The sequence below is a fragment of the Maribacter corallii genome, from assembly GCF_047345415.1.
Classification (GTDB): domain Bacteria; phylum Bacteroidota; class Bacteroidia; order Flavobacteriales; family Flavobacteriaceae; genus Maribacter_C.
The window spans coordinates 164,471-178,770 of record NZ_JBLFEP010000003.1; the positions used below are offsets into that span (position 1 = coordinate 164,471).

14 protein-coding genes are annotated in these 14,300 nt (G+C 43.2%); 5 read left to right on the forward strand and 9 right to left on the reverse strand.

Translation table 11 applies throughout. The features are described from left to right. Positions 1 to 7: 7 nt before the first annotated feature. The 4 genes from ACKWCA_RS10705 to ACKWCA_RS10720 form a co-directional block, all read right to left on the reverse strand. Positions 8 to 667 (reverse strand): YggS family pyridoxal phosphate-dependent enzyme, encoded by a 660-nt coding sequence (locus ACKWCA_RS10705; RefSeq protein ID WP_413978191.1) that lies wholly within the window; start codon positions 665 to 667, stop codon positions 8 to 10. An 18-nt stretch (positions 668 to 685) separates the two neighbouring features. Then, the gene (locus tag ACKWCA_RS10710; RefSeq protein WP_413978192.1) at positions 686 to 1,918 is read right to left on the reverse strand and encodes a DUF1015 domain-containing protein; all 1,233 of its coding nucleotides are present in this window, start codon (positions 1,916 to 1,918) and stop codon (positions 686 to 688) included. A 2-nt stretch (positions 1,919 to 1,920) separates the two neighbouring features. Beyond that, a complete protein-coding gene (locus ACKWCA_RS10715) occupies positions 1,921 to 2,811 on the reverse strand; it encodes a 3-hydroxybutyryl-CoA dehydrogenase (protein WP_413978193.1) in 891 nt (296 codons plus the stop codon). A gap of 67 nt (positions 2,812 to 2,878) precedes the next feature. Continuing rightward, complete coding sequence (locus ACKWCA_RS10720) at positions 2,879 to 3,844, reverse strand: Gfo/Idh/MocA family protein (RefSeq protein ID WP_413978194.1); 966 nt, start codon at positions 3,842 to 3,844, stop codon at positions 2,879 to 2,881. Between the two features lie 122 nt (positions 3,845 to 3,966). Here ACKWCA_RS10720 and ACKWCA_RS10725 point away from each other — a divergent pair, with 122 nt between their 5' ends. Next, positions 3,967 to 4,473 carry a YybH family protein gene (locus tag ACKWCA_RS10725; RefSeq protein ID WP_413978195.1) on the forward strand — a complete coding sequence of 169 codons (507 nt, stop codon included), beginning with the start codon at positions 3,967 to 3,969 and terminating at the stop codon, positions 4,471 to 4,473. Between the two features lie 85 nt (positions 4,474 to 4,558). Further along, the gene (locus ACKWCA_RS10730) at positions 4,559 to 5,200 is read left to right on the forward strand and encodes a protein-L-isoaspartate(D-aspartate) O-methyltransferase (RefSeq protein WP_413978196.1); all 642 of its coding nucleotides are present in this window, start codon (positions 4,559 to 4,561) and stop codon (positions 5,198 to 5,200) included. Here ACKWCA_RS10730 and smpB read toward each other — a convergent pair. After that, entirely contained in the window at positions 5,197 to 5,661 is a 465-nt protein-coding gene (gene smpB / locus ACKWCA_RS10735; RefSeq protein ID WP_413978197.1) for an SsrA-binding protein SmpB, read from the reverse strand. The two genes, ACKWCA_RS10730 and smpB, sit on opposite strands and share 4 nt — an antisense overlap. 107 nt (positions 5,662 to 5,768) lie before the next feature. Between smpB and ACKWCA_RS10740 the strand changes: the two genes are divergently transcribed. Continuing rightward, on the forward strand, positions 5,769 to 6,521 hold the full coding sequence (locus ACKWCA_RS10740) for a DUF6503 family protein (protein ID WP_413978198.1): 753 nt from the start codon (positions 5,769 to 5,771) through the stop codon (positions 6,519 to 6,521). Here the strand turns inward: ACKWCA_RS10740 and ACKWCA_RS10745 are convergent. Further along, complete coding sequence (locus ACKWCA_RS10745; protein ID WP_413978199.1) at positions 6,499 to 7,047, reverse strand: SixA phosphatase family protein; 549 nt, start codon at positions 7,045 to 7,047, stop codon at positions 6,499 to 6,501. The two genes, ACKWCA_RS10740 and ACKWCA_RS10745, sit on opposite strands and share 23 nt — an antisense overlap. A 96-nt stretch (positions 7,048 to 7,143) precedes the next feature. Between ACKWCA_RS10745 and ACKWCA_RS10750 the strand changes: the two genes are divergently transcribed. Continuing rightward, on the forward strand, positions 7,144 to 8,973 hold the full coding sequence (locus ACKWCA_RS10750; RefSeq protein WP_413978200.1) for a PorP/SprF family type IX secretion system membrane protein: 1,830 nt from the start codon (positions 7,144 to 7,146) through the stop codon (positions 8,971 to 8,973). 9 nt (positions 8,974 to 8,982) lie between these two features. On the opposite strand, the gene ACKWCA_RS10755 is transcribed toward ACKWCA_RS10750, so the two are convergent. Further along, positions 8,983 to 9,579 carry a TetR family transcriptional regulator C-terminal domain-containing protein gene (locus tag ACKWCA_RS10755; protein WP_413978201.1) on the reverse strand — a complete coding sequence of 199 codons (597 nt, stop codon included), beginning with the start codon at positions 9,577 to 9,579 and terminating at the stop codon, positions 8,983 to 8,985. A 124-nt stretch (positions 9,580 to 9,703) separates the two neighbouring features. Then, positions 9,704 to 12,304, reverse strand: coding sequence for an ATP-dependent chaperone ClpB (clpB, locus tag ACKWCA_RS10760; RefSeq protein WP_413978202.1), 2,601 nt, complete (start codon positions 12,302 to 12,304; stop codon positions 9,704 to 9,706). Positions 12,305 to 12,467: 163 nt separating this feature from the next. Here clpB and ytxJ point away from each other — a divergent pair, with 163 nt between their 5' ends. After that, the gene (ytxJ, locus tag ACKWCA_RS10765; protein WP_413978203.1) at positions 12,468 to 12,863 is read left to right on the forward strand and encodes a bacillithiol system redox-active protein YtxJ; all 396 of its coding nucleotides are present in this window, start codon (positions 12,468 to 12,470) and stop codon (positions 12,861 to 12,863) included. A gap of 114 nt (positions 12,864 to 12,977) precedes the next feature. Here the strand turns inward: ytxJ and ACKWCA_RS10770 are convergent, their stop codons facing one another. Next, complete coding sequence (locus tag ACKWCA_RS10770; RefSeq protein ID WP_413978204.1) at positions 12,978 to 14,180, reverse strand: hypothetical protein; 1,203 nt, start codon at positions 14,178 to 14,180, stop codon at positions 12,978 to 12,980. Positions 14,181 to 14,300 lie beyond the last annotated feature (120 nt).

Consider the following 14,300-nt stretch of genomic DNA (forward strand, 5'->3'; position numbering starts at 1 on the left):
CTTTGGCTTAGTGGTAATTTCGTGCTCCAAAGATACTACTTCCAATACGCACCATGGTACTTCCTTCTTCGATTGCTATTTTATAATCGCCGCTCATCCCCATAGAAAGGATTTCAGCTGTCGGTACCTTTTGGCGTAATGTATCGAAAATGGTCTTTAGCTGTTTGAATTCGCGCCTTAGCTGTTCTTCGTTCGAGGTAAAAGTAGCCATTCCCATAAGGCCCGTCACCGCTATGTTTTCCATTTTAGGGAAATCTTCCGAATCTAAAATCTCGTTCAGTTCGGTCGTATCGAGCCCGAATTTGGTTTCTTCTTCCGCGATATGCATTTGCAATAGACATGGGATAACGCGGTCATTCTTCTTTGCTTGCTTATTGATTTCCCGCAGTAAACGAAAACTGTCCACTCCGTGAACCAGAGATACATAAGGCGCCATATATTTGACCTTATTTCGCTGCACATGACCGATCATATGCCATTCGATATCCCTAGGAAGCTCCTCCCATTTTTGGCTCATCTCTTGGATCTTGTTTTCACCAAAAACCCGCTGTCCAGCTTGGTAGGCTTCGTTGAGGTCGCTAATGGGCTTTGTTTTTGAAACCGCTACCAGCGTTACACCTGCGGGAAGTGATTTTCTTATTTCTTCTAAATTTGAACGAATCGACATTGAAAAAAATATTGGATGTTAGAGTTCATAAATTGTTATTCCACTTCTTAATTTGGGCTCGATATAGGTGCTTTTCGGGGGCATGACCAAACCTGCGTCGGCGATGTCCTTTATTTCTTCCATAGTAATCGGCACCAAACTGAAACCAACGGAAAAACTGCCCTTGTCGATTTCATCTTTCATCTGTATCACATTATGCTTCCCGTAACCGTATTGAATTCGTTTATCGGTACGTAGGTCTTTAATGCCCAAAATCGGTTGCAATATGGTTTTGAATAGTATTTGGGTATCGAGTTTGCTCAAGGGATCCGTAAAATTATACACTTTTTTCCGTAGGTAGAGTGAATAGAACTGTCCATCGAGATACATGCCAAAATGATGCTTTTTTGTAGGCTTATAAAGTATACTCCCTTGGTTTTCAATTCGATATAATTTATCAAGGGCTATTAAAAAGCGTTCTTTGGAGAGTCCGTTGAGATCTTTGACCATTCTGTTGAACTCATAGATCCGAATTTCCGATTCGGGAATGAGATAGCTCATAAAGAAATTGTAGGCCTCTTTACCCGTGGGGGGATTTCTTTTTTCCGAAATAGCGGCCAAAAGATTCGACGAGGCACTTCTATGGTGGCCATCGGCGATATAAAGCGAAGAAACCTTCTCGAACTCTTGAGTGAGTTTCGCAACGGTTTCTTTTTCGGATATTACCCAAAGACGGTGGGTCATTCTGTCTTTGGTAGTGAAAAAGTATTCTGGGGTTCTCTTTTTCTGCCTGTCGAGTTCTTTGGATATCGCCTCATTATCTTGATACGTCATCAATACGGGCTCGGCATTGAAGGCCACGGTATCCAAGTAGTCGGCAAAAAGCTTTTCGCGTTGCTCGAGCGTATTCTCATGTTTTTTGATGACATCCGCTCTATAATCTCCCACGCTTGTTGCGCAAAAAAGTCCACAACATCTAAAATTGCCCTTTTCAATTTGATAGAGGTACAGATTCGCGTCAGTATCCTTTAGGAGTATGCCTTCCTCTAAAAATTCGAGATATCTATTATGTACAAGTTGAAACCGCTCAGAGCCCGATACCTTTTTATGAAACTTATATCCGGGGTTGATGATGTGCAGGAATGAAAAGGGGTTGAAAGCCAGTTCGGCGTTCAGCTCTTTTTTCGGATATTCTTGATAAGAACGCGAGGCCACAAAGGCTACTTTATCCTTAGCTGGTCTTATCGCTTTAAAAGGTTTGATCTGCGCCATGTTTATTGGCTAAATTGCGCTGCTACTTTTTCGGCTTTTCGTGAGGTCGAATAGTCGTAAAACCCTTCTCCGGACTTTATGCCTAATTTGCCTGCCATGACCATATTGACCAAAAGGGGGCAAGGGGCATATTTCGGGTTTTTGAATCCATCATAGAGTACATTCATAATGGAAAGACAGACATCTAAACCGATAAAATCACCTAATTGTAGTGGCCCCATAGGATGGGCCATACCTAATTTCATGACCGTATCGATTTCATGAACACCGGCAACCCCGTTATACAGTGTTTCAATGGCTTCATTGATCATTGGCATCAAAATACGATTTGCTACGAAACCTGGATAATCATTGACTTCCGTAGGTGTTTTTCCTAAGTTTTCAGATAAGGTCATGATGACCTCGGCGGTCTCATCCGAAGTGGAATATCCCCTAATGATCTCTACCAATTGCATGATCGGTACAGGGTTCATGAAATGCATGCCAATAACCTTTTCCGGTCTTTTGGTCGCAGCGGCGATTTGGGTGATCGAAATTGAGGATGTATTTGTGGCGAGTATGGTATGATTGGCACAAGCGGCGTCCAATTGCCTGAAAATATCCAGTTTTAGCTCTAGACTTTCGGTGGCCGCCTCTACAGCAAGATCAACATTTTTTGAACCATCGGTCACCGAGGTACACGTTCCGATATTGGAAAGGGTATTGGCTTTTGTCTCTTCCGAAATTTTCTCCTTAGCCACCATTCTGTCAAGATTCTTGACGATGTTCGCTAGGCCCGCTTCTAGTGACGCTTCCGAAATATCGATAAGATTGACCTTGAATCCATTTTGTGCGAAGACATGGGCAATACCATTCCCCATAGTTCCCGCTCCGATAACCGCTACTGTTTTCATACTGTTATTATTCATGTATTAGTTGACGAGAATGTATCCCATTATTCGTTTCAGGCAAAGATTTTCTTCAATTGTCGAAAGAGGCGATGATTTTCAAGGCTACTCTCAGGGCCGCAGTCCCCTGTTTCAAGCTCACGATAGGGGTGGTGTCGTTTGCTATAGCGTCGGCAAAAGTCTCTAGCTCATCTTTGATCGCATTGTTTTGACTGATTTCGGGATTCTCGAAATAGATCTGTTTTTTTACCCCTTCGGCATTTTGTAGGATTATATCAAAATCCCCTGGTTGTTCCGGGGCGTCTTTCATTTTGACGACCTCCACTTTTTTTTCTAAAAAGTCTACGGAGATATAGGCGTCTTTTTGAAAGAAACGCGATTTGCGCATGTTTTTCAAGGAGATTCTACTCGCCGTCAAATTGGCGACACATCCGTTTTCGAACTCGATTCGGGCGTTAGCGATATCCGGTGAATTGCTTATCACCGAAACCCCACTGGCATTGATTTGTTTTACATCGGAATCCATCACACTCAGAATAGCATCGATATCGTGTATCATGAGATCTAGTACTACAGGAACATCGGTACCTCTAGGATTGAACTCGGCAAGCCGATGCGTTTCAATGAACATGGGTTGTTGGATCTTATCTTTCACCGCCAAGAATGCGGGGTTGAACCGCTCTACATGACCCACCTGACCCTTCACACCGTGCTTTTCCTCTAGCGATACCAGGGCCTCGGCCTCTTCCAGCGTGTTCGTGATGGGCTTCTCAATGAACACATGTTTGCCTTGTTCCATAGCCTTCTTGGCACAATCATAGTGCGAAAGGGTAGGGGTTACAATATCGACAACATCGACTGCTTCTATTAGTGTGTTCCTATTCTCGAAATAGGAATAACCAAATTCTTCGGATACCTTTTTGCCGGTAATCGCATCTGGATCGTGAAAACCGACCAATTCAAATTTCTCTGATTCGTTGAGAAGTCGTAAATGGATCTTCCCTAAATGGCCCGCTCCTAGAACACCAACTTTTAACATGAAGTTTCTTTTGTTCAAAAATAAGGAGATTTGCCCAAATACCTTCTTCGATAGACCACTGTTCGGTTTTTACTTGAAACTCGTTTTTTTTGGCTAACATTGTCCAATAGAAACCAAACAAGATGAAAAAATACGGTCTACTCGTGGCGCTGGGAATGTCGTTTTTAATGCACTCCCAAGACAGCGCACAAATTCAAAAAGAAATCGATGCCAATCTGTGGAAACCCTTTCAAGCCGCTTTCGAGAATTTGGATGCCGAACGGCTCAATGCCCTTTACGCCGATGAAGTGTTACGTGTGACCCCTGGAGGTATCGATACGGAAAACCTTTTTAAAAAGGGAAACGAGGAACGCTTGGGCCGGCATCGAAAAACGAATACGGAACTTCAACTCGATTTTTGGTTTGACAGCAGGCATACCAATATAGACACGTCATACGAAGTCGGTTTTTACAGAATGACATTGACGAATTCAAGCGAAGTACAAACCATTTACGGGCAATTTCACATTGTCTTGAAAAAGAAGGCCGGAACTTGGAAAATCGTACAGGACTGGGATACGGGTTCTATTTTTGGGGAAGAACTATCAAAACACGATTTCGATAAAAAAGAACCGATACAATTTGATTGATTTTTGTGTTGATGTCCAAAATTCGTAAAAAGCCGAATCGGGAATCCGGAAACTTTTATAACTTCGTTTCACCAAAACCAAACGATTGAAGGATACCTTAAAACATAAGGGAATGCGAAACAAACTAGCCGATGTATTGGTTGGTAAGGGCATCTCGAATGAGCCCGTGTTAGCCGCTATTCGAAGCATTCCAAGACATCTGTTTATGGACAGCGGTTTTGAAGGCCATGCCTACCAAGACAAGGCCTTTCCTATCGGGGCGGATCAAACGATTTCCCAACCCTATACCGTCGCTTTTCAAACAGAACTCTTAGCCATAAAACCAAACCAGAAAATACTTGAAATTGGAACGGGAAGCGGGTATCAAACCGCTGTACTCTTGAAGCTACGGGCCAAGGTATATACCATAGAACGCCAGCTTGAACTTTTTAAAAAGACTTCCATTTTTTTTAAGAAAATGGGATACCGACCCAAAAAAATGATTTTTGGTGACGGTTATAAAGGTATTCCTGAAGAAGCTCCTTTTGACGGTATCATCGTTACGGCAGGTGCCCCGCAAGTACCGAAAGCCCTGATGTCACAGTTGAAAATAGGAGGCCGGTTAGTGATCCCCGTAGGAACGGATGAGCAGATCATGACCCTATTTGTGCGGACATCGGCCACTGAATTCGAAAAGAAGGAGTTCGGTGCCTTCCGGTTTGTGCCGCTGTTGCAGAATAAAAACTAGTTGTTGAAGTTTTTCTTTATCCGGTCCAAATTGCGTTTGTTATCCCGATCTTTCATTGTTTCCCTTTTATCGTAAAGCTTTTTACCCTTTGCCAAGGCGATATTGAGCTTGGCCAGACCTCGGTCATTCAAAAAAAGGTTAAGGGGTATAATCGTAAGACCTGATGCTTTTACCTCTTTGTATAATTTTTTAAGTTCCTTCTTGTTCAATAGCAATTTGCGTTCGGCTCTGGGCTGATGATTATAATGTGAGCCATGCGAGTACTCATCGATATGCATGTTGATAATGAAAAGCTCGGCATTGTCGTTGAATTCGCAAAAACTTTCCGAAATCGAGGCCTTGCCCTCACGTATCGACTTGATTTCGGTTCCCCCTAAAACAATACCTGCCGTATAGGTGTCGAGTAACTCGTATTCGAATCGGGCACGTCTGTTTTTGATATTGATGTTTTTCTGAACCATAGTGTAAAAATAACCACATTTTCAACGAAACGGATGAGGATTGAAAATAAGGTTTCTGATTTTGTAAATAATAGCGCATTTTTGCGAACTATATAGAAAACGAAATCATGAACAAAATATACGTTATTCTTTTGATAGGGATGGCCTTTTCCTGTTCTGGGGAAGCAGAGAAGTCACTGACCGCACAAGAAATCGTGGACAAGAGCATCGAGGCTTCCGGAGGACAACTATTTGAAGACCGTACGGTCTCCTTTGATTTTAGGGATAGACACTATATCTCAGAAATGAAAGGGAAGAAAAAGACACTGACCCGTATTTTGAAAAATGATACGATTTACATGAAAGATGTGCGCACCATTGAAGGGCTGCAACGTTTTGTCAACGATACTCTGGTCACCCTCAGTGATTCATTGGCCAATGTATATTCGAATTCGGTGAACTCGGTTCATTATTTCGCCAAACTTCCGTACGGGCTGAATGACCCGGCCGTACAAAAAGAGAAGATCGGCGAAATAACCATTGACCAAAAGGCGTACTACAGAGTCAAGGTAACCTTTGAACAAGCGAGTGGGGGAGATGACTTTGACGACACCTACATCTATTGGATCAACAAGAAGACCTTCACTCCCGATTACTTAGGGTACAGCTTTCACGTTAATGGAGGAGGCACCCGATTTCGGGTGGCTTACAATGAGCGAATCGTTAACGGGATACGTTTTGTAGACTATGAGAATCTCAAGCCGAAAGATTCAAACGCTTCTATTTTTGATGCCGATAGTTTGTTTATAAACGGAGGGCTCGAACTGTTGTCAAAAATAGAACTTAAGAATGTTATTGTCAGTCCGGACAGTTACAATTGATATGGATGCGCTGTGAAGTTGCTTCACCGTTGACGATCTGTACAATGAACAGGCTTCCGTTATCATCATCATCCATCGGATAATATTTCTCCTCTCCCAGCATTTGGTTTACAAATTCAGGGGTCGTATTACTATGACCTACGACTAATACATTTTTGTTTAGGTTCTCCCTTTTAAACTCTTGAATATCAATGATTCTAGGGTCGTGATATTGGATGTCAATATTTCTGTTTACCGAGGTGGGCGCAGCCGTCATGCTTGTGCGACGGTAATCGGTGCTGTAGATGGCGTCAAGCGCGACATCCTTTAAAATGACATCCCAGTGCATGGCTCTTCCAAGACCATCTTGACTTAATTCGGGATCCGAATTCTCTGGATCTGATCGGTCTTTCTCCGCATGTCGAATAAAGTAAAAGGTTGAAATACCCATTTCTTGTGGCGCCTCGGCTGTTCCCTTTTTATCATCTTTACAACTGAATATGCTGCAAAAGATAACGAATACGATTACTGTTTTGAGACGTGTCATACGTTGTGGCTTGGGTTGTTGAAAACTTTCTTTTTGATTTAACTAAAATAAGTGAAAAATAGTATGTAAAACTGGTGGTTTTTTGTTTTTTTGCATATGACCACGAAAGCCACCCTAATTTCGTTCCTGCTTTTTTGTTATGTAGCTAAGGCTCAGGAGGTTTCGCTTCCAGCGGACCTTCGGCAACACGCACTGACCCAGTATAATGCGAGTCTTTTTAACCCTACGTTCACGTTAGATTACAATAATCCACAGTCCGTTTCATTCTGGACACGATGGCAATGGCAGCAAATCGATGCCGACCCTACCACACTTTTCTTGAACTATTCCCGCAAGATCAATGAGAAATCAGGTTTTGGAGCAGGGTTCTTTCAACACAATACCGGAATCTATTTCAACACGGGAGGGGTACTGAATTATGCCTATGAGATTCGGTTTAATCCCCTTGTCAAGGTATCTTTCGGTGCGAACCTCTTTGGGTTTCAGCAACAATTGGCCGATACTCGTTTTCTGCCCGACCCTGATATATTTCCGATTCCCTTGGATGCAGGGGATGATTTCATTCTTCAATTGGCACCGGGATTTAATTTATCTGTGGAAAATTTCTCGCTGAGCCTGGCTTCCGAAAACCTATTTGATTATAATGTTACCGACCAAGGGGCCAATACGGAAACCGCAGACAAGATTTTTATGGGGATGGCGTCCTATGATTTCCCGATGCTCGCCTCTGATCCCACTGCTTTTTTGCGACCGTCTATTTATCTGAGGACCATACCCGAACAGGATAATCAAATAGGTGCAAATGCATTGTTCAGTACCAAAAGATATTGGGCACAGGCGGGCTACAACAATTTTTACGGAATCTCCGCAGGTATTGGAGGCTCTTTTTTCAATAGGTTTTCCTTAGGGGCCTTGGTCGAATTCGGTACCAGCTCTTCCTTGAACTCCAAAGATGCTTCTTTTGAAATCGTCGCCTCTTTCTTTTTGGGAAATCCCGAAGAACGTCGCCAACCGATGGTCAATGTGCTTGATGCCTTAACGGATGATGTCGCACAAGCAAAAGCGGAGGAGGAAGCCGCTAAAATGAAGGAGGAACTGGAAAAAGCACAACAGATCGCTTCTGACGATGCCACGAATGACGTGGAGGACCCTGCTGCTGAAAAAGCCACTCCGGCGGACAAAAAGGAAGCCAGAAAACAAGCTGCTCAAGAAAAGGCGCTGGCCAAGGAAATGAGGAAAGACTCGCTTGATCAACTCAAAAAAGAAAAACAGGCGTTGGCCCTGCAGGAAAGAGAACAGAAGAGACAGGCAAAAATAGATGCCGACAAGGAGTCCGAACAGGAAGCGGCCGCAGAGGCCTTGAAAAAAGCGGAAGCCCTGGCCGAAGCAGAACGGACAAAGTCCCAAAAAACGAGAGACTCGCTTGATCAGGTCAAGAAAATGGAAGCGATTGCCCAACAAGAGCAAATGGCGGCGCAGAAACGGACAGACTCCATCAGGGATGTACAAGCCAAAAATGAACTGATTGTAGCTCAGCAATTGCGTGAAAAACGACAAGATTCGATTCGCAAGGCGAAAGAAGCGCTCGAAGCACAGCAAAAAGCGGATACGCAAGTCGCAGCAGCTGAGAAGGTCACGCCCCAGGCAGGTGAAAAGTATGAAGAAGTTGTAACGGAGGATGGATTAGAACCTGGGTTCTATCTCATCGCGAATGTTTTCGGCACCAAAAAGTACTTCAATGCCTTTATGGATGACCTCAAGGCAAAAGGTATTGAGCCGGGATCTTTCCTTAGGGGTACGAACAATTACAATTACGCTTATCTCAAGCGCTATAACACCATTGGGGAAGCTCGAAGGGCACGCGATTCCAATTTCGATGGAAAGTACGAGGGAAAAACCTGGATTTTCAGAGTGGTAGGGGAATAATCAAGGAAACTATCGACCTAGTTCTTTCTTGACCAATTGATCTAAATAAGCAACTGTATTCATTAAATACTTACGGTCTCTGGTCATCGTCGCCATGGCAACGGCTCCCTGCAGCATAGTATATAATTGTTTTGCGAATTGTAACGGTGTTACGGGTAATTTAAGTTCCCCATTATTGACCCCGTTCTCTAAGACGAGAGCGATTTTGCCTTCAATGGTCTTAATAGTCTCTTTCGCCGCCGCACTTAGCAAATGATTGTTATGCTGCGAGTCCACCCCAACATTAAGTACCGGGCAACCTCCCATTTCCTGGGTAAATATGTCGTAGTTGCGAAAGAATTTGGTGAGTTCGAAAATCTTGTCCAGCGCTGTACCTGCTACACTCAATTTTTCATCGAGTTTTTCCAACAAGCGTTGGCTATTGTATTCGAAGGCCGATAAGGCAAGGGCTTCCTTGTTTTCGAAATTTCCGTACAATGCACCTTTGGTCAGTCCGGTCGCCTCGGTAAGGTCGCTCATACTGGTGCCGACATAGCCGTGTTTATTGAACACGGGAGCTACGGTTTCTATAATGAAAGCAGAGGTTCTTTCGGCTTTGGTCGACATGTACTGTTTTGCTATTTTCTACGAATATAAAAAAACTATATACTGTATGGTATCTATTGCCAAAAAAAAAGGCATCCCTTTCGGGGATTCCGAAAAGGATGCCGATATCTTGATCTAACGTTTCTTAGTTCACCAGCTCACTTTGGTTTCTGAAGACCAAGGTGTCATTGAATGAATCGATGAGCACAATGCTGTCGGCTTTCACGGTGCCGCTCAAGAGCTCTTTTGAGAGTGAGTTCAGTACTTCTTTCTGTAGCACTCTTTTTATTGGACGAGCCCCATATTGCGGGTCATAACCTTTGGTGGCAAGATAGGTGATTGCCTCTTCTGTCGCGTCAATGGTGATATGTTGTTTCGCCAATAGCTTTTTTAATTGTGACAATTGTAGCCGTACGATTTTGTTGATATCCTCAAGCGTTAACGGTGTGAACATGATAATATCATCGATTCTATTCAAGAATTCGGGCCGTATACTTCGTTTTAAGAGTCCCAATACTTCCACTCTTGCGGCCTCCGTTGCACTGTAAACGTCCTTGCTGTCTTCGAATTTTTCCTGAATGATATGACTGCCCATGTTACTGGTCATGATGATGATCGTATTCTTGAAATCGGCTATTCGCCCTTTGTTATCGGTCAACCTTCCCTCATCCAATACTTGAAGTAGTACATTGAAGGTGTCAGGGTGGGCTTTTTCGATTTCATCCAATAACACTACGGAGTACGGCCTACGTCTGACTGCTTCGGTAAGTTGCCCGCCTTCATCATATCCGACGTACCCCGGAGGCGCACCTACTAAACGACTTACCGAATGACTTTCCTGATACTCGCTCATATCGATTCTGGTCATAGCGTTTTCATCGTCAAAGAGGTAGGCGGCCAAGGTCTTGGCCAACTCCGTTTTACCCACTCCTGTAGTACCCAAGAACAAGAAGGAGCCAATAGGCCTGTTCGCATCTTGCAATCCGGCCCTGCTTCTTCTGATCGCATCTGAAACCGCTTGTATGGCTTCTTCTTGACCAATAACGCGCTGGTGTAATACCTCTTCAAGACGCAACAGTTTTTCGCGTTCACTTTGGAGCATTTTAGTAACGGGAATCCCCGTCCATTTGGCGACGACTTCGGCAATGTCCTCGTTTGTGACTTCCTCCTTGATCAAGGTATCTTCATTCTGTTGGGCCTGCAGCTCTTTTTGAAGGGTCTCGAGTCGCTCTTGACTTTCCTTGATCTTACCATAACGCAGTTCGGCCACTTTACCATAATCACCATTGCGTTCGGCACGTTCTGCCTCTAGTTTGAAGTTCTCGATATCCAACTTTGTTTTTTGGATGGTGTCGACCACCGACTTTTCGCTTTCCCATTTTGCATATAGCTCATTTCGCTCTTCCTTGAAATTGGCGAGATCAACGTTTAGTACCTTTAATTTTGCCTTGTCATCTTCTCGTTTAATGGCTTCTATTTCAATCTCGAGCTGCATGATCTTACGATCAAGAACATCGAGTTCCTCGGGTTTGGAATTGATTTCCATTCGCAATTTAGATGCTGCCTCGTCCATGAGGTCTATCGCTTTGTCGGGTAAGAACCGATTGGTGATATACCGTTGTGAGAGCTCAACCGCTGCGATTACCGCTTCATCTTTTATGCGTACTTTGTGATGGGCCTCGTATTTTTCCTTGATTCCCCGGAGAATTGAAATCGCACTTTCGGTATCGGGTTCATTTACCGCTACTTTTTGAAATCGTCGTTCGAGGGCCTTGTCCTTTTCAAAATACTTTTGATATTCATCCAAGGTGGTCGCACCTATGGCCCGCAATTCGCCTCTCGCCAATGCAGGTTTCAGAATATTCGCGGCATCCATTGCCCCTTCGCCACCGCCGGCACCTACTAGGGTGTGAATTTCATCAATGAAGAGCACGATATCCCCGTCTGAGGTGGTCACTTCCTTAATAACGGATTTCAGTCGTTCTTCAAACTCGCCTTTGTATTTGGCCCCTGCAATAAGCGCTCCCATATCCAAGGAATAGATGACCTTATCTTTCAGGTTTTCGGGAATATCGCCTTGAATGATACGATGTGCCAAGCCCTCTGCGATAGCAGTCTTACCTGTACCGGGTTCGCCTACTAATATGGGGTTGTTCTTGGTTCTTCGCGATAGAATTTGAAGAATCCTTCGTATTTCCTCATCCCTGCCGATAACTGGGTCAAGTGTTCCGCTATCCGCAAGTTCGTTGAGATTACGTGCATACTTCTCCAGAGCGTTATAGGTGTCCTCTACACTCTGTGAGGTGACCTTTCCGCCTTTTCGCAACTCTTCAATAGCTTGACGAAGATCACTTTCATTTATTCCCTGATCTTTGAGAATCTGTGAGATCTTGCTTTTTGACTTCAGTATAGCCAGCATCAAATGCTCAATGGAGACGTATTCGTCCTCCATTTTTTTGGCGATGATCGTACTCTCGTTTAAGGTTTTCACGGCGTTTTGTGAAAACATGATATCACCGCCGGAAACTTTTGGCAGACTCTCCAATTGCTTATCCAGAATTTGCGTTACCAAGGCGGTATTTGTATTTAATTTTTTTAAGATAAAGGGGAGTACGTTTTCATCAACCTGAAGGATGGATTTGAAAAGATGCTCATTTTCAATTTGTTGGTGCCCCTTTTCTTGGGCCAATAGTTGAGCGCCTTGTAGCACTTCTTGTGACTTTATCGTGAAATTATTAGGGTTCATATCTTTTCTTTATTTGTGTATTGAGTATTTTTGAATACACTTAGGTCAAGAATCTTACCAATGCAAACAACAGGACAAAATGTCTGCTAAAATCGTGAATAGCAAGACATTTCGACAGGTGTAAGTATAGGGATATCGTACGACTTATTGCTAAAATCAATGTATGGGTTTATTTGGAGGATTATTCGGAAACGGTAATAAGGATGGTGGAAAAGAGGAAAAGCATATTCCATGGATTCCACTGACCAGCTTAGAGCAGTTGGAGGAAATAGCTAATGGATCGCTTCAAAAACCTCAGGTTATTTTCAAGCATTCTACAACTTGTGGTATCAGCAGAATGGTCATGAATATGTTTACCGGTAGTTATGCCATACCCGAAACACAAATAGATCTGTACTATTTGGATCTTCATGCGTATCGCGAAGTTTCTAATGAAGTCGGCTATAAATTTCAGTTACTGCATCAATCGCCCCAGCTACTTGTAATTAAAAACGGAACCGTGGTCGCCCATGCTTCACATGGTGCGATAACCGAAGTTGATCTAACAAAGTACGTCTAGGAAGCTTGAAGTAGACCGTCGAAGCGGTCATTGAAAAAAATCTGTGAAGTTGTCAAAGCAAAGAGGCCATCGAATCCGGTGGCCTCTTTTTTTAAGACGTTTATGTGCGCCGAACTATCGGGCGAGTGGTCGATTGAATCGTTGGCTGACCAGAATATCCTTAATACGGGCCTTCAGGTCTTCACCGGCGTCATATACCATTTGCTCGTTCGTTGGAAAAGGAACGGCCCTAAGTTGTAATAAGGGTAAAAGATCTTGATCCAAGGCTCTTCGATCCCCGTTTATATTCGCATAGCTGTGCTCAAATAGAAACTCGCTGGCCAAAGGGTAATTGTGAATCTCCTGTTTGGTATTCAAATCGAAAAAGCGTACTTGTCCTGCCACTTGAGCTGATTTCGTTTGAATAAATTGTTCGAAATCACATCGTACGGTTTTGAACTTATCTATTTTGATCTTATTTCCGAGACTGTCTTTGACAATAGCCCCGTTTTCGTCACGGGCATATCTAAAGCCATCTTTCACTTGCTTTTCTTTGCTGATCAACTTTTCCCTGATCTGCTCCGGTGAAATGGAGATATCCTCAAAGGAAATTTGCATCTTGTAACTGTAATCCACATTGGTCAAAGGGTTCGTGTGGTATTTGACCCACAGTTCATTAAGTCCGTAAGTATTGAAATTCAGCAGTTCTTCCGATAAACGTGCCGGAATGATCTGTTGAGAGTTATTGACCACGTCCACCGTGACATAGTCAATACCTTTTTGATGTGCTTCGGCTATTTTTTCTCGTGTATCCTCAAAACCAGGATTGATCTCCTCGAGATATACGAAATCATCATAAGCCTTGCGATAATCCATTTTATGAACGGCATTGCTTAATAGATGTTCGGCATTGTCATAAAGAAACTCAGAGAGATCTTCCTTGTAGTCAATGATATCGTTTTCATAGTCATTGAATTCAAATTGTGCCACCCTACTTTCTTCCATTAGGCGCAAGGGCAATAGGGGTTTAATACGCTCTTGAATGTCTCTCAGGTTCGTGTATGTTTTAAAAATAGCCTCATAATGGGATTCATTGCCATCTTTCTCCATAAAAGCGATCTGCCCTAATTCCCTCTCCGTATTTTTTTGATATGCTTCTTCAAGCAAGAGAATGAACTTTTGATTGCCTTTTTTGACCTTATTATCTGTCAAACGGTTAATTGCCGTATTAATAGCATGTGAATAATCACCTGAATTCAGCGCTTCTTGTGTTCTCTTAGCGCCACTACACCCTATGAACAAGGTGGTAATACCGATACATAGTAGTATTTTTTTCATAATTAGGGATTTTATGATTTAGGGATACAATTTCAACAGCCATGCCAAAATGGTATGTCTCGTAAACGTAAAACGATGAACATTCGTATAATACCGTTCAAATGCCCATTTAAATCAATA

Excerpts from the sequence above, each read along its gene's own strand:
- ACKWCA_RS10705 (WP_413978191.1), bottom strand. The coding sequence starts at position 667 with ATGTCGATTCGTTCAAATTTAGAAGAAATAAGAAAATCACTTCCCGCA.
- ACKWCA_RS10710 (WP_413978192.1), bottom strand. The coding sequence starts at position 1,918 with ATGGCGCAGATCAAACCTTTTAAAGCGATAAGACCAGCTAAGGATAAA.
- ACKWCA_RS10715 (WP_413978193.1), bottom strand. The coding sequence starts at position 2,811 with ATGAAAACAGTAGCGGTTATCGGAGCGGGAACTATGGGGAATGGTATT.
- ACKWCA_RS10720 (WP_413978194.1), bottom strand. The coding sequence starts at position 3,844 with ATGTTAAAAGTTGGTGTTCTAGGAGCGGGCCATTTAGGGAAGATCCAT.
- ACKWCA_RS10725 (WP_413978195.1), top strand. The coding sequence starts at position 3,967 with ATGAAAAAATACGGTCTACTCGTGGCGCTGGGAATGTCGTTTTTAATG.
- smpB (WP_413978197.1), bottom strand. The coding sequence starts at position 5,661 with ATGGTTCAGAAAAACATCAATATCAAAAACAGACGTGCCCGATTCGAA.
- ACKWCA_RS10740 (WP_413978198.1), top strand. The coding sequence starts at position 5,769 with ATGAACAAAATATACGTTATTCTTTTGATAGGGATGGCCTTTTCCTGT.
- ACKWCA_RS10745 (WP_413978199.1), bottom strand. The coding sequence starts at position 7,047 with ATGACACGTCTCAAAACAGTAATCGTATTCGTTATCTTTTGCAGCATA.
- ACKWCA_RS10750 (WP_413978200.1), top strand. The coding sequence starts at position 7,144 with ATGACCACGAAAGCCACCCTAATTTCGTTCCTGCTTTTTTGTTATGTA.
- ACKWCA_RS10755 (WP_413978201.1), bottom strand. The coding sequence starts at position 9,579 with ATGTCGACCAAAGCCGAAAGAACCTCTGCTTTCATTATAGAAACCGTA.
- clpB (WP_413978202.1), bottom strand. The coding sequence starts at position 12,304 with ATGAACCCTAATAATTTCACGATAAAGTCACAAGAAGTGCTACAAGGC.
- ytxJ (WP_413978203.1), top strand. The coding sequence starts at position 12,468 with ATGGGTTTATTTGGAGGATTATTCGGAAACGGTAATAAGGATGGTGGA.
- ACKWCA_RS10770 (WP_413978204.1), bottom strand. The coding sequence starts at position 14,180 with ATGAAAAAAATACTACTATGTATCGGTATTACCACCTTGTTCATAGGG.